At 72.9% G+C, this 18,487-nt stretch carries 19 protein-coding genes; all 19 read left to right on the top strand.

The features are described 5' to 3' along the window. Positions 1–100: 100 nt before the first annotated feature. Entirely contained in the window at positions 101–1,423 is a 1,323-nt protein-coding gene (locus tag QWJ13_RS18215) for a TrpB-like pyridoxal phosphate-dependent enzyme (protein ID WP_316525650.1), read from the top strand. Between the two features lie 117 nt (positions 1,424–1,540). Further along, positions 1,541–2,650 (top strand): 2-deoxy-scyllo-inosose synthase, encoded by a 1,110-nt coding sequence (locus QWJ13_RS18220; RefSeq protein WP_316525651.1) that lies wholly within the window; start codon positions 1,541–1,543, stop codon positions 2,648–2,650. Between the two features lie 42 nt (positions 2,651–2,692). Next, positions 2,693–3,346 carry a class I SAM-dependent methyltransferase gene (locus QWJ13_RS18225; protein ID WP_316525653.1) on the top strand — a complete coding sequence of 218 codons (654 nt, stop codon included), beginning with the start codon at positions 2,693–2,695 and terminating at the stop codon, positions 3,344–3,346. Between the two features lie 37 nt (positions 3,347–3,383). After that, a complete protein-coding gene (locus QWJ13_RS18230) occupies positions 3,384–4,229 on the top strand; it encodes a sugar phosphate isomerase/epimerase family protein (protein WP_316525654.1) in 846 nt (281 codons plus the stop codon). Between the two features lie 7 nt (positions 4,230–4,236). Beyond that, positions 4,237–5,160, top strand: a complete 924-nt coding sequence (locus QWJ13_RS18235) for a TatD family hydrolase (RefSeq protein WP_316525656.1) — start codon at positions 4,237–4,239, stop codon at positions 5,158–5,160. Then, complete coding sequence (locus QWJ13_RS18240; RefSeq protein ID WP_316525657.1) at positions 5,108–6,349, top strand: aminotransferase class V-fold PLP-dependent enzyme; 1,242 nt, start codon at positions 5,108–5,110, stop codon at positions 6,347–6,349. Before QWJ13_RS18235 ends, QWJ13_RS18240 begins: the two co-directional genes overlap by 53 nt. Beyond that, entirely contained in the window at positions 6,346–7,827 is a 1,482-nt protein-coding gene (locus QWJ13_RS18245; RefSeq protein ID WP_316525658.1) for a B12-binding domain-containing radical SAM protein, read from the top strand. Before QWJ13_RS18240 ends, QWJ13_RS18245 begins: the two co-directional genes overlap by 4 nt. Continuing rightward, positions 7,824–8,873 carry a zinc-dependent alcohol dehydrogenase gene (locus tag QWJ13_RS18250; RefSeq protein WP_316525659.1) on the top strand — a complete coding sequence of 350 codons (1,050 nt, stop codon included), beginning with the start codon at positions 7,824–7,826 and terminating at the stop codon, positions 8,871–8,873. Before QWJ13_RS18245 ends, QWJ13_RS18250 begins: the two co-directional genes overlap by 4 nt. Then, complete coding sequence (locus tag QWJ13_RS18255) at positions 8,870–10,204, top strand: phenylacetate--CoA ligase family protein (RefSeq protein ID WP_316525660.1); 1,335 nt, start codon at positions 8,870–8,872, stop codon at positions 10,202–10,204. The genes QWJ13_RS18250 and QWJ13_RS18255 overlap by 4 nt, the downstream gene beginning before the upstream one ends. Next, positions 10,201–10,992, top strand: coding sequence for an NAD(P)-binding domain-containing protein (locus tag QWJ13_RS18260; protein ID WP_316525661.1), 792 nt, complete (start codon positions 10,201–10,203; stop codon positions 10,990–10,992). The genes QWJ13_RS18255 and QWJ13_RS18260 overlap by 4 nt, the downstream gene beginning before the upstream one ends. After that, a complete protein-coding gene (locus tag QWJ13_RS18265; RefSeq protein WP_316525662.1) occupies positions 10,989–12,131 on the top strand; it encodes a BtrH N-terminal domain-containing protein in 1,143 nt (380 codons plus the stop codon). Before QWJ13_RS18260 ends, QWJ13_RS18265 begins: the two co-directional genes overlap by 4 nt. After that, positions 12,128–12,829, top strand: a complete 702-nt coding sequence (locus QWJ13_RS18270) for a methyltransferase type 11 (RefSeq protein ID WP_316525663.1) — start codon at positions 12,128–12,130, stop codon at positions 12,827–12,829. Before QWJ13_RS18265 ends, QWJ13_RS18270 begins: the two co-directional genes overlap by 4 nt. Next, a complete protein-coding gene (locus QWJ13_RS18275; RefSeq protein WP_316525664.1) occupies positions 12,826–14,325 on the top strand; it encodes a coproporphyrinogen-III oxidase family protein in 1,500 nt (499 codons plus the stop codon). The genes QWJ13_RS18270 and QWJ13_RS18275 overlap by 4 nt, the downstream gene beginning before the upstream one ends. After that, positions 14,312–15,079 carry a class I SAM-dependent methyltransferase gene (locus tag QWJ13_RS18280; protein WP_316525665.1) on the top strand — a complete coding sequence of 256 codons (768 nt, stop codon included), beginning with the start codon at positions 14,312–14,314 and terminating at the stop codon, positions 15,077–15,079. Before QWJ13_RS18275 ends, QWJ13_RS18280 begins: the two co-directional genes overlap by 14 nt. Positions 15,080–15,161: 82 nt before the next feature. Next, a complete protein-coding gene (locus QWJ13_RS18285; protein ID WP_316525666.1) occupies positions 15,162–16,109 on the top strand; it encodes a carbon-nitrogen hydrolase family protein in 948 nt (315 codons plus the stop codon). Further along, the gene (locus QWJ13_RS18290; RefSeq protein ID WP_316525667.1) at positions 16,102–17,043 is read left to right on the top strand and encodes a carbon-nitrogen hydrolase family protein; all 942 of its coding nucleotides are present in this window, start codon (positions 16,102–16,104) and stop codon (positions 17,041–17,043) included. Before QWJ13_RS18285 ends, QWJ13_RS18290 begins: the two co-directional genes overlap by 8 nt. Positions 17,044–17,049: 6 nt before the next feature. Beyond that, positions 17,050–17,673 (top strand): hypothetical protein, encoded by a 624-nt coding sequence (locus QWJ13_RS18295; RefSeq protein ID WP_316525668.1) that lies wholly within the window; start codon positions 17,050–17,052, stop codon positions 17,671–17,673. After that, entirely contained in the window at positions 17,670–17,906 is a 237-nt protein-coding gene (locus QWJ13_RS18300) for a ferredoxin (protein WP_316525669.1), read from the top strand. Before QWJ13_RS18295 ends, QWJ13_RS18300 begins: the two co-directional genes overlap by 4 nt. Then, positions 17,903–18,469, top strand: a complete 567-nt coding sequence (locus QWJ13_RS18305; RefSeq protein WP_316525670.1) for an NADPH-dependent FMN reductase — start codon at positions 17,903–17,905, stop codon at positions 18,467–18,469. Before QWJ13_RS18300 ends, QWJ13_RS18305 begins: the two co-directional genes overlap by 4 nt. Positions 18,470–18,487 lie beyond the last annotated feature (18 nt).

The following is an 18,487-nucleotide window of genomic DNA, read 5'->3' on the forward strand; positions in this document are numbered from 1 at the left end:
AGTCCGGTCAAGAACGCTCGAACGACTTCTCGGCTGGTCGTTCAGCTGCGGAAACTGGCGCTCACGGTTCCCCCATTCGGATGACGAGAGGGATTGCATCGTGACGCCTGCCACCCCGTGGAACCCCGTTCCGGTCCCGGCCGCGACGGACCCCGGCTCCGTCCCCTCGCACTGGTTCAACCTCGTGCCGAGCCTGCCGGGCCCGGTGCCGCCGCCGCACGAGCCCGACGGCGCCCGGCAGGACGCCTGGGGCTCCCGGGTCGCCCTCCAGCAGCGCATCCGGCTGGACGCCGTCCGCGCCCAGGACGCGGCGACCGAGCCCGTCCTGGAGATCCCCGAGCGGGTCCGCGAGGAGCTGGCCGCGATCGGGCGGCCCACCCCGCTGCTGCGCGCCCGGGCGCTGGAGCGCCACCTGGAGACCCCGGCCCGGATCTACTTCAAGCGCGAGGACGTCCTGCCGACCGGCAGCTTCAAGCTCAACTCGGCGATCGCCCAGGCCTACTTCGCCGCCGAGCAGGGCGTGGACACGCTGGTCACCGAGACCGGCGCCGGACAGTGGGGACACGCCGTCGCCTGGGCCGCGCGCCGGTTCGGCCTCGACGCCGTCATCTACTGGGCGGGGGTGTCCGCCCGACAGAAGCCGGGCCGGCACGCCGTGATCGAGATGCTCGGCGCCCAGGTGCACCCCTCGCCCAGCGAGCGCACCCCGGTGGGCAAGGCACTGCTGCGGGACGGCCGGCACCTGCTCGGCTCGCTGGGCACCGCCATCGGCGAGGCGATCAACCACGCGGCGCTCCACCCGGAGACCCGCTACATCTCCGGCAGCAACCTGCCGCACGTGCTGATCCACCAGACGGTGATCGGCCAGGAGACCAAGGCCCAGCTGGCCGCGCTCGGGGAGCGGCCGGACGCCCTGATCGCCTGCGTCGGCGGCGGCAGCAACCTCGGCGGGTTCATGGGCCCGTACCTGGCGGAGAAGGCCGAGCGCGGTGAGGAACTGCTGCTGCTCGGCGCCGAGTCCGCCGGCGCCCCCCGGCTCACCCGGGGCACGCTGCGCTACGACCACGCCGACCCCGAGGGCATCACCCCGCTGAGCAAGTCGTACACCCTGGGCCGGGAGTACGAGCTGCCCGAGACCCACGTCGGCGGACTGCGCCAGCACAGCGGCTCGCCGGTGATCGGCGTGCTGCGCGGCGCCGGGCTGCTGGACGCGGTCGCGTACGAGGAGCCGGACATCTTCGAGAGCGGGCGGCTGCTGCTGTCCACCGAGGGGATGCTGGTCGCCCCCGAGTCCTGCCACGCGGTGCGCGCCGCGGTGGAGCGGGCCGTGCTGGCCCGGGAGGCCGGGCGGGCCGAGGTGATCGTGGCCTGCGTCAGCGGCAACGGGCTGCTCGACCTGGACGGCTACCTCGCGCACCGGTGACGGCCGGACCTCCCCACCGCCGCGCACCGGTGACGGCCGGACCCACCCGACCTCCGCGAACCTCCGGGTCCCGCAGACCCGCGCACGACACCCGACCTCTGTGCGAAAGGGACCGACGTGTCCGACGGAAGCATCATCGAACTGTCCAGCGGGACCAGCCCCGCCTGCCCCTTCTACCTGGGCGACTCGATCGGCGGCAGACTGCCCGAGTACCTCGGCCGCCACGACTTCGACGAGTTCTACCTGGTCACCAGCGAACCGCTGTACGAGCTCTTCGGCCGCGACCTGGCGGCCCGGCTCACCCGGGCCGGCATCGCCGTCAACCTGATCACCGTCGTCGAGGGCGAGGGCGCCAAGGGCTGGCCCCAGCTGACCGCGCTCTGCGAGCGGCTGGTCGCCTCCGGCGCCACCAAGGACTCGATCGTCGGCGCGCTCGGCGGCGGCATGATCAGCAACCTGGCCGGCCTGGCCGCCGCCATGGTCTACCGGGGCCTGCGGTTCGTCGAGATCCCGACCACCATGCTCAACCTCACCGACGGCACGCTCAGCAACAAGCAGGCGATCAACGGCGCGCTCGGCAAGAACCAGTTCGGCGTCTACCACCCACCGCTGTTCATCTGGGCGGACGTCGCGATGCTGCGCAGCGAGCCGGTCCGCCAGCACCGCAGCGCGCTGGTGGAGGCGCTGAAGAACGGCCTCGTCAACGACGCCGCCTGGTTCGAGCGGCTGGAGTCCCGACTGGCCGGCGGCGTGGCCGGGATCCGGGACGACCTGCTCGGCCTGTGCCACGAGGTGGTGCGCAGCAAGCTGGACATCCTGGCGCTGGACCCGGGCGAGCGCAAGGCCGGGATCATCCTGGAGTACGGGCACACCGTGGGCCACGCGGTGGAGTTCCTGTCCGGCGGCGCGCTGCTGCACGGGGAGGCGGTCGGCATCGGGATGTGCGCGGCGGCGCGGGTCGGCATCCGGCTCGGGATCACCGCCCCCGAGGTGCTGGAGCGCCAGGAGCACGTGCTCGCCACCCTGATGGGCGCGCCGATCGCGGTGCCTCGGGAGTTCACGCCGGAACGGATCGTCGAGGTCATCCTCAGCGACAACAAGCGCCGCTCGGGCAGCGCGGTGCGGTTCGTGCTGCTCCCGGAGGTCGGCCGGGTGCACGTGGTGGACGGAGACCACGAGACGCCGGTGCCCGAGCCGCTGCTCAAGAGCGTCCTCGCCGATGCGTAGCCGCCACCCCCTCCTCCCGAGCCTTCAGAACGGAGACACACCGTGAACACCGCACAACCGGACACCGCGCACTCGCCGGAGGTCGCCGAGACGGTGTACCGGCTCGACGGTCCGCTGCGCTGGGCGCTCGGCGAGGTGCAGGACCTGCTGCGCGCCGTCGGCGCCGGCCCCGGCCAACGGGTGGTCGACGTGGGCGCGGGCACCGGCTACGCCGCCGTGCCGGCCGCCCGGGCCGTCGGCCCGCAGGGCTCGGTGCACTGCGTGGACGGCAGCGCCGAACTGCTGGACGTCCTCGCCGCCCGGGCCGCCCGGGAGGGGCTGGCCGACCGGCTGACCCGGACGGTCGGCCCGGTGGTGCCGCTGCCCGTCCAGGACGCCGAAGCCGACCTGGTGATCTCCACGTACGTGCTGCACGAGCTGGCCGACGACGCACCGGCCGCGATCGCCGAGATGTACCGGGCGCTGCGCCCCGGCGGCCGGGTCGCGCTGGCCGACTACCGCAAGACCTCCGACCGGCAGCGCAACCGCGAGATCGAGGCCTGGTACGCCCGGCAGCCCGACGGCGCCGGCCCGGAAGAGGTCCACCTGCGCTTCACCCTGGGCGAGTTGGAGGAGATGCTGCGCTCCGCCGGCTTCCAGCGGATCGAGCTGCGCACCTGGCACGACTTCCACGTGCACGCCACCGCAGAGAAGTGACGAACAGTCATCAGGCCTCAATCCAAGGAGAATTGACGTGGTCGAGTTCGCCTACAACGCCAACGGCCTGCGCACGATCCCGCTGGAGCGGGCGATCGAAGCGGTCGCGGACGCCGGCTACCGGGGCATCGAGCTCTCGCTGCACCCCGCCCACCTGGACCCGTTCGCCTTCGGCCAGGCCGAGGCCGAGCCGGTGCGCAAGGCGCTGGAACGCACCGGGCTGACGGCCTGCTGCCTGGCCGCCGGGGCCGACAACCTGCTGGGCCCTGAGCGGTTCGAGCCCTCGCTCATCCACCCCACCGCCGAGGGCCGCGCCCGCCGGATCGACCTGGTGCGCCGCTCCGTCCGGATCGCCGACGAACTCGGCATCCCCTACGTCAACTTCGCCACCGGCAAGCGCAAGCCCGAGGTCTCCGAGGAGCAGGCCCACCAGTGGCTGGTGGAGGGCATCGAGCAGGTGCTCGACGGCTCGGGCAGCGCGGTGCTGGCCATGGAGCCCGAGCCGGAGTTCTTCCTGGAGACCAACGACGGCGTCGCGCGGCTGGCCGACGAACTGGCCTCCGAGCGCTTCGCCCTCGCCCAGGACCTCGGCCACTGCCGGGTGGTGGAGGAGGACTACCTCGCCTCGGTCGAGCGCAACCTGCCGTACACCAGGATCATCCAGGTCGAGGACATCAAGGGCCGGGTGCACCACCACGAGATCCCGGGCGACGGCGACCTCGACTTCACCGGGTTCTTCTCGGTGCTGCGCCGCGGCGGCTACACCGGGTACGTCAGCGTCGAGCTCTACAACCACACGGACCGCTACGAGCACGCGCTGCGCCGCAGCCACGAGGTGCTGACCGCCGCCCTGGCCGCCGCCGACGCCGAGCCGCGGGGCTGAGGCCGCGATGGCCGAAGGCCGGCCCGCATCCGGGCCCCCGCCGTCACCGCCCCCGCTGGCGCCGCGAGCCCTGGACGGGCCCGGCCTGACCCCGCTGTTCGACCACCACGTGCACACCGACCTGCGCAACGCCGACGACTACGAGCTGATGGCGGTCAGCGGGGTGCTCACCGCGCTGGCCCCCTGCTCGGCCTCCCTGGAGACCCGGACCACCGGCGACGCCTTCGCCGCCCGGTTCGAACGGCTGGCGGTCGCCGAGACCGGACGGGCCGCCGCGTACGGGATCGACCTGCACGTGGCGCTCGCGGTCCACGCGGCCGACCTCGGGGGCCTCGCGGGCGCGCTGGCCGGGATCGAGGCGCTGGAGGGCTACCTCGGCCACCCGAAGGTGCGGGCGCTCGGCGAGCTGTCGCTGCGCGGCGGCGGCCCGGACGAGATCGAGGTGCTGGAGCGGCAGTTGAAGCTGGCGGCGGCCCGCGGCCTGCCGGTGCTGGTGGAGTCGCCGCCCGCGCTGCCGGCCTTCCGGGAGCTGCTGGCGCCGCTGGCGGGCGCGGTCGAACGGGCCGGCCTCGATCCGGCCTCGCTCGCCCTGCTGGACCTGGACGAGGAGCGGATCGACCTCCTCGACCGGTACCCGGCCCTGCGCGACCTCGGCCGGTACGGGATCGCGGTGGCGCCCCGCCAGGACGCGCTGTTCCAGATCCGGGAGAAGCAGTCGCACCGCGAGGTGCTGCGGCTGCTGGAGCGCTTCGGCCCGCGGCGGCTGATGCTCAACACCGGTCTGCACTTCGGCTCGGCGGATCCGCTGGGCCTGTCCAGGACGGTGCACCGGCTGAGACTCCATGGTGTCCCCGAGCAGATCGTGAGGGCTCTCGCGCATGACAACGCCGCCGACTTCTTCGCCCTGCCCCACCGGCCCCCGGCCGGCTGAGGCGCGGACGTCCGGGGCCGCACTGCCCGAGCAGGGGCTGCCGGCCGACCGGGTGCTGGCCGACCTGGCCGAGCTGTGCGCCGACGACCACGACTACGACGACGGCACGGTCTTCAACTCGATCTGCTCGACGCCGCTGCCGATCGCCGAGCGGGTCTTCGCCGCCCACCAGCACGCCAACCTCGGCGACAACCGGATCTTCCCGTCCCTGGCGCGGGCCGAGGCCGAGGTCACCGCGATGCTGGCCGAGCTGATGGACGGGCCGGGCGCGTCGGGCGTCGCCACCTCGGGCGGCACCGAGGCGAACCTGCTCGCGGTGCTGGCCGCGCTGCGCCGTCACCAGCGGTGCTTCGGAACCGGCGGGCCCGCCCGGATCCTGCTCGGCGACAGCGCCCACTTCTCCTTCGACAAGATCGCCGCGCTGCTGCCGGTGGAGGTCGTGCGGGTGCCCTCGGACGAGCGGCTGCGGGTGGACACCGCCCGGCTGCTGCCGCTGATCACCCCGGACACCGCGCTGGTGGTGGCCACCGCCGGCAGCTCGGAGTCCGGCGCCGTGGACGACGTCCCCGCCATCGCCGGGCACGCCGCGGCACTGGGCGTGCCCGTCCACGTGGACGCCGCCACCGGCGGCTTCCTGGTGCCGCTCGCCCGCGACCTGGGCGAACCGCTGCCCGCGATCGGGCTGTCCGTACCCGGCGTCACATCCGTCACCCTCGATCCGCACAAGTACGGCGGCGCGCCGATCCCGGCCGGGCACGTGCTGTTCCGGGACGAGGAGGACCCGGCCGCGCTGCGCACCGCCTCGCACTACCGGGGCACCTTCGACCACCACGCCCTGCTGGGCACCCGGCCCGGCGGCGCCCTGCTGGCCACCTGGGCGGCGCTGCGCGCCCAGGGCCGCGGCGGCTACCGGGTGGCGGTGGCCGGGCTCTGGGAGCGCCGGGAGCTGCTGGTACGGCTGCTCACCGAGGCCGGGTTCGAGATCGCCCCCCGCCCGGAGCTGACGGTGGTGACGGTCCGCCACCCGGCCCCGGAGAAGCTGGTCGACGAACTGGAGCGGCAGGGCCTGATCGCCTCGGTCGCCCGCCGGCTCGGCCTGCTGCGGCTGGTGGTGCACTGGCACCAGGACGACCGGCAGCTGCGCCGCCTGGTCCAGGCCCTGGCCGAGGCGGACGGGGGCCGGCCGTGAAGGTGCTGTTCGTCTCCGTCAACAAGCTGAAGTCCTTCCGGCCGGTGCTGCCGATCGGCATGGTCACCATCGCCACCCAGGCCCGCGCGGCCGGCCACCTGGTCGAGACCCTGGACCTGATGTGGGAGGAGGACGACGAGCCGGTCGTCCGGGAGGCGGTGCGGGCCTTCACACCGGACCTGGTCGGCATCTCGATCCGCAACGTGGACTCGCAGAACATGCTGGAGCCGGTGGTCTACACCCCGCTGGCCCGCGAGGTCGCGGACTGGTCCAGAGACGAACTGCCGGGTGTCACCGTCCTGTTGGGCGGCCCCGGGTTCTCCACCGTCCCGGAGGACCTGATGGACTTCGTCCGGGCGGACTACGGCATCACCGGCTTCGCCGAGGAGTCGGTGCAGCCGCTGCTGGAGCAACTGGCCGCCGGCGTAAGGCCGCAGGACGTCCCCGGGGTCATCTACCCGGACGGGCGGGGCGGTTACCACCGGCGAGATCCGGTGTTCCGGATCGACTACCGCAAGGCCGCCCGCCCCGACCCGGCCCTGTACGACCAGCGGTACTTCGACTACTCCTACGAGACCCACGACCGCAGCCTGAAGGTCCCCGCGACCATCCAGACCAAGAAGGGCTGCGTGCTGGAGTGCGTCTTCTGCAGCAACTTCCTGGTGGACGGCACGGGAGTGAAGTTCGACGAGGTGTCCCGGGTCGCCGACGAGGTCGAGCGGCTGCGCGACGAGGGCCTGGAAGTCTTGGAGATCGTCGACGGGGTGTTCAACCTGCCGCTCAACTACGCGCTGGAGGTGCTGCGCGAGTTCGTCCGCCGGGGCATCCGGATGCCGTGGTCGTGCATGGTCAACCCGGGCAACGTGACGCCCGAGCTGGTCGACCTGATGGCCCGAACCGGTTGCTACTACGTCGAGTTCGGCACCGACTCGGCCTGCGACCGGATCCTGCGCGGGCTGAAGAAGAACTTCCGCCAGCGCCAGATCGTCGAGTCGCACCGGCGCTTCGTCGAGGCCGGCATCCGGGTCGAGCACTGCCTGTTCATCGGCAGCCCCGGCGACGACCGGGACTCCGTGCGCGAGACCTTCGACGTGATGGACCGGCTCGTCCCGCCCGCCACACCGGACGTCCACGCCTTCTGGACGCTGGGCCTGCGGGTCTGCCGCGGCACGGCCCTGCACGCGACCGCCGTCGCGGAGGGAATGATCACCGGAACGGAGCGATTCATCGTGCCCAAGTACTACGCGTCGCGGGCCGTCATGACGGACGACGCGCTGCTCGACGAGATCCAGGCCCGCGTCCTGGCCAACGACAACTGGTACCTGTGGTGGGGCCTGTCCTCGATCAGCCTGCGCGAGCGGATCGCGATGGCCCGGGCGGAGAGCGAGCGGATCGAGGCGGAGCTGAACGACCACCTGCCGCCGCGCCGCCCGCTGCCGCTGGTCGCCGGCCCCCGGCCCGCCGGAGGCGTCCGATGAGCGCCGGAGCGGATCTGCGGCTGACCGGCCCCGGGAAGCTGGACCTCGCCGAGGCCCGCCCCCCGAGCGCCCCGCTCGGCCCCGACGACGTGCTCGTGGAGGTCGACCGGATCACCCTGTGCGGCAGCGACCACGCCCTCTACGCCGGCAGCTACGGCGGCCCGAGCAGCTACCCGCTGCGGTTCGGCCACGAGTGGTCCGGCCGGGTACTCGACGCCGGCGCCAACGGCCGGGCGCTGCTGGGCCGCTGGGTCACCGGCGACTGCTCCCGCTGGTGCGGCGCCTGCCCCCGGTGCGCCACCGACCGCAACGTCTGCGAGCGGATCGAGAAGTTCGGCCTCACCGTGGACGGCTTCTCCACCCGCCTGCGGACGGTGGACCGCCGCTACCTCTACGCCGACACCCATGACCTGGGCCCGGGCCTGCTGGCCCTGTCCGAGTTCTTCGCGGTCGCCGACCACGGCCTGCGCCGGGTCGACCCGAAGCCCGAGGACCGGGTGCTGGTGATCGGCGCCGGCGCCCTGGGCCTGGCCTCCTACCTGCTGCTCACCGGCGCCTACGGGGTCGGCCCGGTCGAACTGCTGGAGGCGGACCCGGCCAAGGCGGCGGCCGTCGCCGCGCTGCTGCCGAGCGCCCCGGTGCGCACCGTCGAACCCGAGGCGCAGGGCGACCCGGCGGGGGGCGGCTACGCCGCGCTCACCGCCGGGGCCAGGTACGCGCTCACGGTGGACTGCTCCAGCGGCGCGGGCGGGCTCACCACCGCGCTGACGGCGGCCGCCCCGTGCGGGCGGGTGCTCTGCTTCGGCCTGCGCCGCAGCGAGGCCCTGCGCACCGACCTGCTGGTGGCCAAGGCGCTCACCCTGGTCGGCTCGATCGGCGGCACCGGCAGCTTCGTCCGGGTCCAGGAGTTCCTGGCCGGGCACCGGGAGCAGGCCTCCCGGCTGATCACCCACCGGCTGCCCGCCGAACGCGCCGCGGACGCCTTCGAGCTCGACCCCCGTACCCGGATCAAGATCCAACTGCTGTTTGGAGAGGAGCCCCGGTGACCACCGACCACCGACCGCCGCACCTGCGCTACCCGGAGATCCGGGAGGCCGCGCTCGCCGACCTGGCGGCCTTCGAGAAGCTCAGCCCCGACCAGGTGCCCGACCACCAGTTCGCGCTGCTCCATCGCCAGTTGGACCACGTCTTCGCCGACTCGCCGTTCTACCGGGACACCTGGGCCGCCGAGCACGGCTCCCGGCGCCCGACCGACGCCGAGGGGCTGCGCGCCCTGCCGTTCACCACCAAGAAGGACCTGCGCGCGGCCTACCCCTTCGGGCTGCTCGCGGTCGGCCGCGAGGAGCTGATCCGCTACGGCGAGTCCACCGGGACCACCGGCAGCCCCACCTCCTCGCTGATCACCTACGAGGACTGGATCCGCGGCAATGTCGCCGTCGAGAAGTCGGTCGGCCACGTCCTCGGCCCGGGAGACCTCACCTTCATCGCCATCCCCTACGAACTGGCCTTCGCCTCCTACGACCTGGACCGGGCGCTGGAGCAGGTCGGCGCGGCCGTCGTCCCGGTCGGCACGCTCAGCCTGGTCTGCCCGTTCGAGCGGATGGTCGAGATGATGTGGACGGTCCACCCGTCCGCCCTGGTCTGCACCCCGAGCCGGGCCCTGCGGCTGTACGACATGCTCAAGGACAGCGGCCGCGACCCGGCCGAGGTGGGCCTGCGCACCTTCCTCTACGTCGGCGAGACCTGCTCGGAAGCCAAGCTGGCCAAGATCGCCGCGCTCTGGAACGTCCGGCTGTCCAACGCGTACGGCTCGACCGAGACCAATTCCCTCGGCCTGGTGTGCGAGCGCGGCAGTCTGCACCTGACCGAGGACCGGCACCTGTTCGAGGTGATCGACCCGGAGACCACCGAGCCGGTGCCCGACGGCACCGCCGGCGAACTGGTCATCACCTCGCTCACCAACCGGGCCATGCCGCTGCTGCGCTACCGCAGCGGGGACTTCGTCACCGTCGGCACCGAACCCTGCGCCTGCGGCAGCCCGCGCCGGGCGCTGTCCCACCACGGACGGGTCAGCGAGCAGCTGATCGTCGACGGGCGCCGGATCAACAAGCTGGCCCTGGAGCAGACCGTACTGGCCACCGAAGGCGCCGGACTGTACTGGGCGGCCGGCGTACGGGAGGACAGCCTGGACATCCGGGTGGAGGCCGAGGGCACCGACCCGGCCGCGGTGTGCGCCGCCGTCGCCGGACGGGTGAGCGCCGACTTCCGGGTGCGGGCGACGGTCGCCCCGATCGACCGGGCGCAGGTGCGCCGGGCGATGGACCGGATGCTCAAGCCCGGCAGCCTCACCATCGAGGACCTGGAGGCGGTGTCATGACCGCCCCCCTGCGACCGGGCGACCCCGGCACCGTCGCCGTGGTCGGCCTCGGCCGGCTCGGGGCCGTCCTCGCCGACCGGCTGGCCGAGCGGCTCACCGTGCTGCTGCACGACGCCGACCCGAAGGTGACCCGGCAGGTCGCCGTCGACCTCTCACTGCCCGACATGGAACCGCGCGAACTGCTCGCGGCCGCCGACACCGTCCTGCTCTGCGTCCCCCCGGCGGAGACCGCCCGGGTGCTGCGCCGGCTCGCCACCCTCGCCCGGCAGCTCGGCCGCCGCCCGCTGTTCGTCAACATGGCCACCAGCGTGCCCACCCACGAACTGCCCGACGTCGGGCTGGAGGTGGTCGGCCTCAAACCGGTCTGCCAGTTCGCGGCCGTCGCGCTCGGCCTCAAGACCGTCCTGGTCACCTCGGCGCCGCACCGGATCGGTCTGCTGCGCACCCTGGCCGCCGACCTCGGCGAGGTGGTGCTCGGCCCCGAGGAGGTGGTCGGACCGGCCAACCGGGCCGCCACCAAGGCCTCGCTGCGGGCCTGCGCCGAACTGGCCGCCGAACTCACCGAGCGCGGCCTGCCCGCCGAGCTGGTCAAGGCCGCGATCCGCAACGTGTTCGTCGGCACGGCGCTGGACTACCCGCCGCCGGACAGCAACACCTACACCCGCTCGGTCCTGGACGAGCTGGCCGCCGAGGCGGTCCAGCGGCAGCCGTCCCCGACCGCCCCGCTGGACCCGCTCGGCTGGGCCGCCTGGGCCGAGCGCCCCGTCAGCCCGGGAGGCCCCGCGTGAACGAGCGCACCAGCCCACAGGACCACGAGGCCGGCGCGCACTGCGAGACGGCCGCGATGCGCACCCGACTGGCCGCGCACGGACTCGACCTGAGCGAGGCGATGCTCTTCGGCCTGGCCGGCGGCATCAACTTCATGCACATGCCGCCCCCGCCCGGCGGACGCGGCTTCACCGGCGGACGCAACGGCCCGTTCCCGGAGTTCACCCGGCGGATGGCCGCCGGGATCGGCCTGGACCTGGACGTGGCCGTCACCGACGACCCCGAGCGGGCCCGCCAGGGCCTGCGGGCCGAACTCGACCGGGGCGGCCCGGCGGTGGTCTACGTGGACCTGTTCCACCTGCCGTACTTCCACGCCACCCGGCACTTCGGCGCCCACGCCGTGGTGGTCCTCGACCACGACGAGCAGACCGGCACCGTCACCGTCGCCGACCGGCCCGCCCTGCCGCAGACCATCACCACCGCCCAACTCGCCACCGCCCGGGCCTCCACCCACCAGCCCTTCCCGCCCCGGCACGCCCTGCTGTGCGCCGACTGGAAGGCGGCCCGGCCGCCGGCCGAGGCCGACATCCGCCAAGGCATCCGGTACTCCTGCCGGGCCATGCTCAGCCCGCCGGTGCCCACCTTCGGGCTGCGCGGCCTGGAGGCCTTCGGCGCCGGGCTGCGGCACCTGTTGCGCAGCGACACCCAGCCGCTCGACGTGGTCGAGCAACTCGCCGGCAGCTACGTGGACTTCGAACTGGCCGGAACGGGCGGGAACGCCTTCCGCAACCTCTTCCAGGCCTTCCTGGCCGAGTCCGCCGAGCTCACCGGAGACCACCGGCTGGCCGACGCCGCCCTGCTCTGCGCCGACAGCGCCGGGCGCTGGGAACGGCTGCTCGGCCTGCTCCTGCCCGACTGGACCCCGGCCTTCGCCGAACTCGGTGAGACCTACCGCGCCAAGGAGGCCGAGTTCCTGACGGGCACCGCGCGGTCCACCGCCGCGGCCGCCCGCCTCGGCGAGCGGCTGCCCGCCCTGCGCGAGGCCGCCGCCGGGGAGCTCGCCCCGGTGCGCGAGCGGCTGGCCGAGGAGCTCGCCGAAGCGCTGCGGGCGATCGCCGAGACCGAACGGGAGCTGTTCGGGCTGCTGGGGGAGGTGTGAACGGCCTCCTGCCGGCGGTGCGCACCCCGCCGGGGGAGCGGCTCGACACCGAGCCGGACCGCCGGGCGTACGACCGCTACCTGACCGCCCGCAACCGGTACAAGGAGGAGTTCCTGGACCGGCTGGCGCAGGCCCGCGCCGACGGCGGCGGACCGGTCCTGGAGGCCGGTCCCGGCTACGGAGGCTTCGCCACCCTGCTGCTCGCCCGCGGGCCGGTCGACCTGCGGGTGCTGTACACCCACCCGGGCGCCGGAAAGCTGCTGCGCGAGCACCTGGGCGAGGCCGCCCAGGCCGAGCACTGGGACCCCGACACCCCGCTGCCCGAGCCGCTCGCCGGGCGCCACACGCTGGTCTACGGCGTGCACGCGCTCGGCGGGCCCACCGAACCGACCGGCCGGCTGGCCGCGTTGGCGGGCGCCCTGGCCCCGGGCGGCCGGCTGCTCGTCAACGACCTGCGCCGGGACCCGGACCCGTTCATCCTCGAATACACCCTGCGCGAGATGTCCGCCGACGACTCCCCGGAGGGCGGCTACCGGCTGCGCACCTACCTGGACTCCCTGCGCGGCGCCTGGACCTGCGCGGAACTGCGCGCACGGTTCGACGCCGCCGGGATGGACGACTGGACCGTCCAGCCGGACGGCCCGATGGCACTCACCGTCGAGTACCGCCGTTCCCCTGACGACCGGAGAGGCAGATGACCCAAGAGCCGATCACCCGGAACTTCCTCGACACCCCGAGCTTCTGGCGCGACTACCCGGAGCGCGACATCGAGTTCGTCCGCTGGTACCCCTGCGACGTGCGGCCGCTGACCGCCGACCAGATCTACGCCACGCGGGAGAAGTTCCCCAAGACCACGTCGTTCTACGTGCACATCCCGTTCTGCAACCAGGTGTGCACCAGCTGCCCGTACAACAAGTTCTCCACCCGCAACACCCTGGTGCAGCGCTACCTCCAGGCGCTCAAGCGGGAGATCGACCTGTACGCCCGGCTGCCGCACGTGAAGGACACCGTCTTCACCTCCGGCTACTTCGGCGGCGGCACGCCCACCACGCTGCGCGCCGAGGAACTGGACGAGCTGCTCACCTACATGAAGCAGCGGCTCAACTTCAGCGCCGACTGCTCGATCACCATCGAGTCCACCCCGGTCGACGTCGACCAGCACAAGCTCGACGTGCTGCTCAAGCACGGCGTCAACCGGATGAGCCTGGGCGTGCAGACCTTCCACGACCCGCTGCTGCGCTACCTGGGCCGGGCCCGCGCCCACACCGGCGAGTCCGCCACCCGCACCATCGAGCTGATCGACCGCAGCGGCCTGGAGAACCTCTGCATCGACTACATGATCGGCATCCCGGGGCAGACCCAGGAGTTGTGGGAGCAGGACATCCGCACCCTGATGGACCTGCCGGTCACCTCGTTCTCGGTCTACAACTACGCGGTGATGCCCGGCTCGGAGGTGTTCTTCGCCCTCCAGAGCGGCGCCACCCCGCCGTGCCCCAGCACCCGCGAAGCCGACGAGATGTACCAGTACCTGCACACCACGCTGATGGACGCGGGCTACCTGGCGCTCACCTACAACGACTTCCTGGAGCCGATGCGCCCCGAGTGGGAGGCCGCCGGGGTCACGACCTACCCGGTGCTCAAGGACGGCAGCAAGCCCTACCGCGGCCTGGAGACCGACACCTTCTACCTCACCGACCACCTGTCCCAGATCTGGGGCCGCTGCGGTGACATGGTGGCCATCGGCTCGGGCGCGTACGGGTACCTCAACAACCACATGTACCTCAACGAGCCGGACATCGAGGGCTACATCAGCCGCTGCAACGAGGGCCGGCTGCCGGTGGTCATGGGCGCCTACACCGACGAGCACGAGCAGCGCTGCCGGAGCCTGGTCCTCGGCCTGAAGCTGCTGCGGGTCAAGCGCTCGGTCTACCGCGCGCGCCACGGCGTCGACCCGTACGAGTACTTCAAGGACAAGATGGACGACCTGGTCGCCAAGGGGCTGATCGAGGTCGACGACGAGGCGATCCAGGTCACCTACCCCAAGGGGTGGTACTACATCGACAACATCTCCAAGACCTTCTACTCGGACGCCAACCACCGGCTCCCGCAGCCGACTTCGGCGAGCACCGAGATCCTCAAGTGGCAGCTCGACCGCTCCGACGGCCGGAAGGGGCTCCCCGTTGTCCAGCTCTGAGACCACCGCGAACCGCCGGGGCCGGCGCGGCCGGATCTTCGACCTCACCGAACGGACCCCGCAGGGCGACCCGTTCGAGAGCACCGAGGAGTGCCGCGCGTACGACCGCAGCGTGCGCACCTCGATGATCATCCCGATGCAGCACATGATGAAGCTGGTCGGGCCCGACTGCGGGCCGGACAAGGAGGTGCTGGAGATCGGCTGCGCCAGCGGGCTGCTCTCGCTGCGGCTGGCCGCCCTCCACCCCGGCTCCACCTTCACCGGGCTGGACGCCAACGACGCCTTCCTGGAGGTCGCCAGGGAGAACACCATCTTCGCCAACCTGGTCTCCTACGGCGGCGACTTCGCCTGCGACTGGGCCCGCTACACCCGGCTGCCGTTCGCCGACGACAGCTTCGACGTGGTGTTCAGCTTCTGCGCGATCAACCGCTGGGACAAGCCGGCCCGGATCATCCCCGAACTCGCCCGGGTCTGCCGCCCCGGCGGCACCGTGCTGCTGTACGACCTGGCCAGGGACGCCGACGAGGGCATGGTCTCCTTCGTGCTCCAGTACGCCGGCGGCGACGCCAACGCGTTCATGCGCTCGCTGCGGGCCTCGTACTCGGCCGACGAGATGCGGGAGCTGCTGGACGCGGCGGGCCTCGCGCACTGGAGCGTCGCCAAGGAGGGGATCAACCTGATCATCTCCTCCCGCGACCAGGAGACCGGCTACAGCGTCGGCGAGCCCGGCATCTACGAGCGGATCTTCGACTGACCGACGGAGCACGCCGGGGTGCGGCGCTCCCGGACCAGGAGCGCCGCACCCGTTCCGCCGCGAACGGAAAGGAGTACCGACCATGCCCACCGCCGATCGGCGCCGGTACCGGGTCGGCGTCGTCCAGCTGTCCGTCGCCACCAACCGCCGGGCGGAGAACCTGGCCCGGGCCGAGAAGCTGGTGCGCGCCGCCGCCGACGAGGGCTGCGAACTCGTCGTCCTGCCGGAGGTGTTCGCCACCGCGCTGAACCTGCCGAAGAGCCACGAGATCGCCGAACCCGTACCGGGGCCCACCACCGAATGGCTGGCCGGCCTCGCCCGCGAACTGGGCCTGTGGCTCGCCGCCGGCGTCCTCGAACGCGCCGGGGAGCACGTGCACAGCACGGCCGTCCTGCTGGACGACACCGGCCGGCTCGCCGGCCGCGCCCGACGCACCATGGTCTACGACCTGGAGGCGCACTTCCTCACCGGCGTCACCGGCGCCCGGGTGGTCCCCACCCCGCTCGGCCGGATCGGCCTGGCCCTCGGCTACGACGTGCAGTTCCCCGAGGTGCTGCGCGGCCTGTTCGCGGACGAGGCCGAGGTGATCGTCGCGCCCTCGGTGCTGCTGCGCCCGTTCGCCGAGCCGGTCCGGCAGATGCTGCTGGCCCGGGCCGCGGAGAACTGCGCCTATGTGCTGTTCGCCAGCGCGACCGGGGAGAACACCCTCGCCGGGCTCACCTACATGGGCCGCAGCGCGATCCTGCGCAGTCCGCTGGCGATCGGCGCCTACTCGCGGGACTTCCGCAAGCAGCAGCCGGTGCTCGCCGAGGCCGACCGCGAGGAACTGCTGCTGACCGCCGACCTGGACCTGCACGAGCTGCGCCGGATGCGGGCGGCCGCGCCGTTCCTGGCGGACTTCCGCCGCTCGGGCCTGGGCCGGGCGGTGACCGCCGCCACCCGCCCCGAGGACGGCCCGGACGCCGCGCCCCACCCCTTCGCCCCTTCCTCGCCCACCCCCTCGCAGGACGGAAGCCCCGCCGATGACTGAGCGCACGCCCGACACCAGCCGCCCCCGGGTGGCCCTGATCCAGACCTTCTGGGACCCGGACCCGGAGGTCAACCTCGCCCGCACGCTCGCCCTGCTCGACACCGTCCAGGACGTCCAGCTGATCATCCTGCCCGAGTTCTTCCTCGGCCCGCCGTTCTACTTCCCCGGCCGCGCCCACCTGAAGGGCGTGATCGACCAGCCGGTGCCCGGACCGGTCCTCGACCGACTGGCCGAGGTGGCCCGCGCCAAGGGCAGCTACCTGCTCTGCGGCACGGTGGTGGAGCGGGAGGGCGAGGGCGAGGACACCAGGTACTACAACACCGCCGTGCTGCTGGACGATCAGGGCCGGATCGCCGCCAAGGCGCGCAAGACCCACCGGTTCGCCGCCGAGATGGTCACCGTCGAGCCGAGCGACGAACTGGTGGTGGTGGACACGCCGTTCGGGCGGTTGGGGATCTGCGTCTGCTCGGACTTCTGGATCCCCGAGGTGCCCCGGACGCTCGCGATGCGCGGCGCCGAGATCATCGCGGTGCCGGGGGCGGCGCTGCGCGGCAACATCGGGATCACCCGGCCCTGCATCCAGGCCAACTCCTCGTTCAACGTCTGCTACACGCTGCTGGCCGGCGCGGTCGGCGAGGTGACGGGGGAGCGGGCCGGCCGCCAGGTGTCCATCTCGGTGGCCGGGCACAGCACCGTCGCCGCGCCGGAGCGGCTGCTCGGCTCGCTCGACGAGGAGGAGGGCGTGCTGTACGCCGAACTCGACCTCGACCGGGTGCGCGAACTGCGGGAGGTCGACCTGTCGTTCCGCAACAGCCTTTACTTCTGCCTGCACGGCCGCCGCCCCGAGCTCTACCAGGAGCTGCTGAAGCCGTACGCCGGCCACCAGGACCTGGCCACCCTGATCACGGACTACCTGACCAGTCACGGGAGTTGACGCGCCATGCAGACGAGCCTGCTGTTCCCGGCCACCGAGTGGCTGCCCACCGGAGCCGACCGCGCGCCGTACCTGGACGCCGTGCTCGACTGGGCCGACCGGACGGCCGAGGTGAGCGCGTCCGACGTACTGCTCGCCTTCTTCGGCCAGCCGCTGGACGCCCGCACCCTGCGGCTGACCGGGCTGCACCACGTCGCCGCCTACCTGGGCGACTACCGCTGCGAGGAGGACTTCGAGGGCTGGCTGGAGACCGTCCGGGCGCACCCCGGCGTCGACCAGGTCTCCACCGGCCCCTCACACATCGCCCCCCGGGAGCACGGCACCCCCGGGCACTGGATCAACCTGCGCACCGCCCGCGGCACCGAGGTGGAGTTCTTCACCTGCCGCAGCTACGGCACCTGGGCGGAGCAGCCGGCCGAGCGCAAGCGCGCCCTGATGTCCCACATCGGCCTCAGCGTCGACACCCCCGACCACGTCCGGCGGGTGGTGGACTACCTGGCGGGCTTCGACGGCGTCGAGGTGCTGGCGTACGCGCCGGAGGACGAACTCGGCCACACCTACGGGCACTTGCTGCGCACCGACACCGACCGGGTGCTGGAGCTGGTGCACGCCGGGCGGAGCCGGCCGTGAGCGGCTTCCCCGAGCCGGTACGGCTGCCCGACAACGTGCCGGGCCGGTTCTACGTGAACGTGGAGTGCACCGACTGCGACACCTGCCGGTGCATCGCACCCGAGGCCTTCGTCCGCAACGACGCGGCCGGCTACACCTACGTCGCCAGACAGCCGGCCGACGAGGACGAGGAGGAGCTGGTGTACGAGGCGATGGACTGCTGCCCGGCCGACGCCATCTGCGAGGAGGAGTGAGCCCCCGCCGGCCGCCGAGGATCCTCGGCCTCGGCGGCTCGATGCGCCCCGACTCCACCAGTCAGCTCCTGCTGCGGCGGGCCGTCGCCGTCCTGGAGGGGGACGGCTGCCGGACCGCGCTGCTGGACCTGCGGGAGCTGGACCTGCCGTTCTGCAACGGCGACAAGAAGGAGCCGTGGCCCAGCCGACCCGACGTCAAGCTGCTGCGCGAGGAGGTCCGGGCGGCCGACGGGGTGATCCTGGCCGGGCCCGAGTACCACGGCACGATCGGCGGGGCGCTGAAGAACGCGCTCGACCTGCTGGACTTCGAGCACGTCGAGGGCAAGGTGTTCGGCGCCATCTGCGCGCTCGGCGGGCGCAGCAACTCCAACGCGCTCAACCACCTGCGGTTGGTGGTCCGTTGGTACCGGGCCTGGATGGTGCCCGAGCAGGTCGCGGTGCCGCAGGCCAGGACGGCCCTGGCCGACGGCGAGCCGACCGATCCTGAGCTCGGCGCCCGGGTCGACGAACTGGCGCGCAGCGTCGCGCGGGCGGCGGCGCTGCTGCGGGCCGACCGCGGCTGAGCCCGGCGGCGGCCCGGT

This window comes from Kitasatospora brasiliensis (assembly GCF_032654805.1).
GTDB classification, from domain to species: domain Bacteria; phylum Actinomycetota; class Actinomycetes; order Streptomycetales; family Streptomycetaceae; genus Kitasatospora; species Kitasatospora brasiliensis.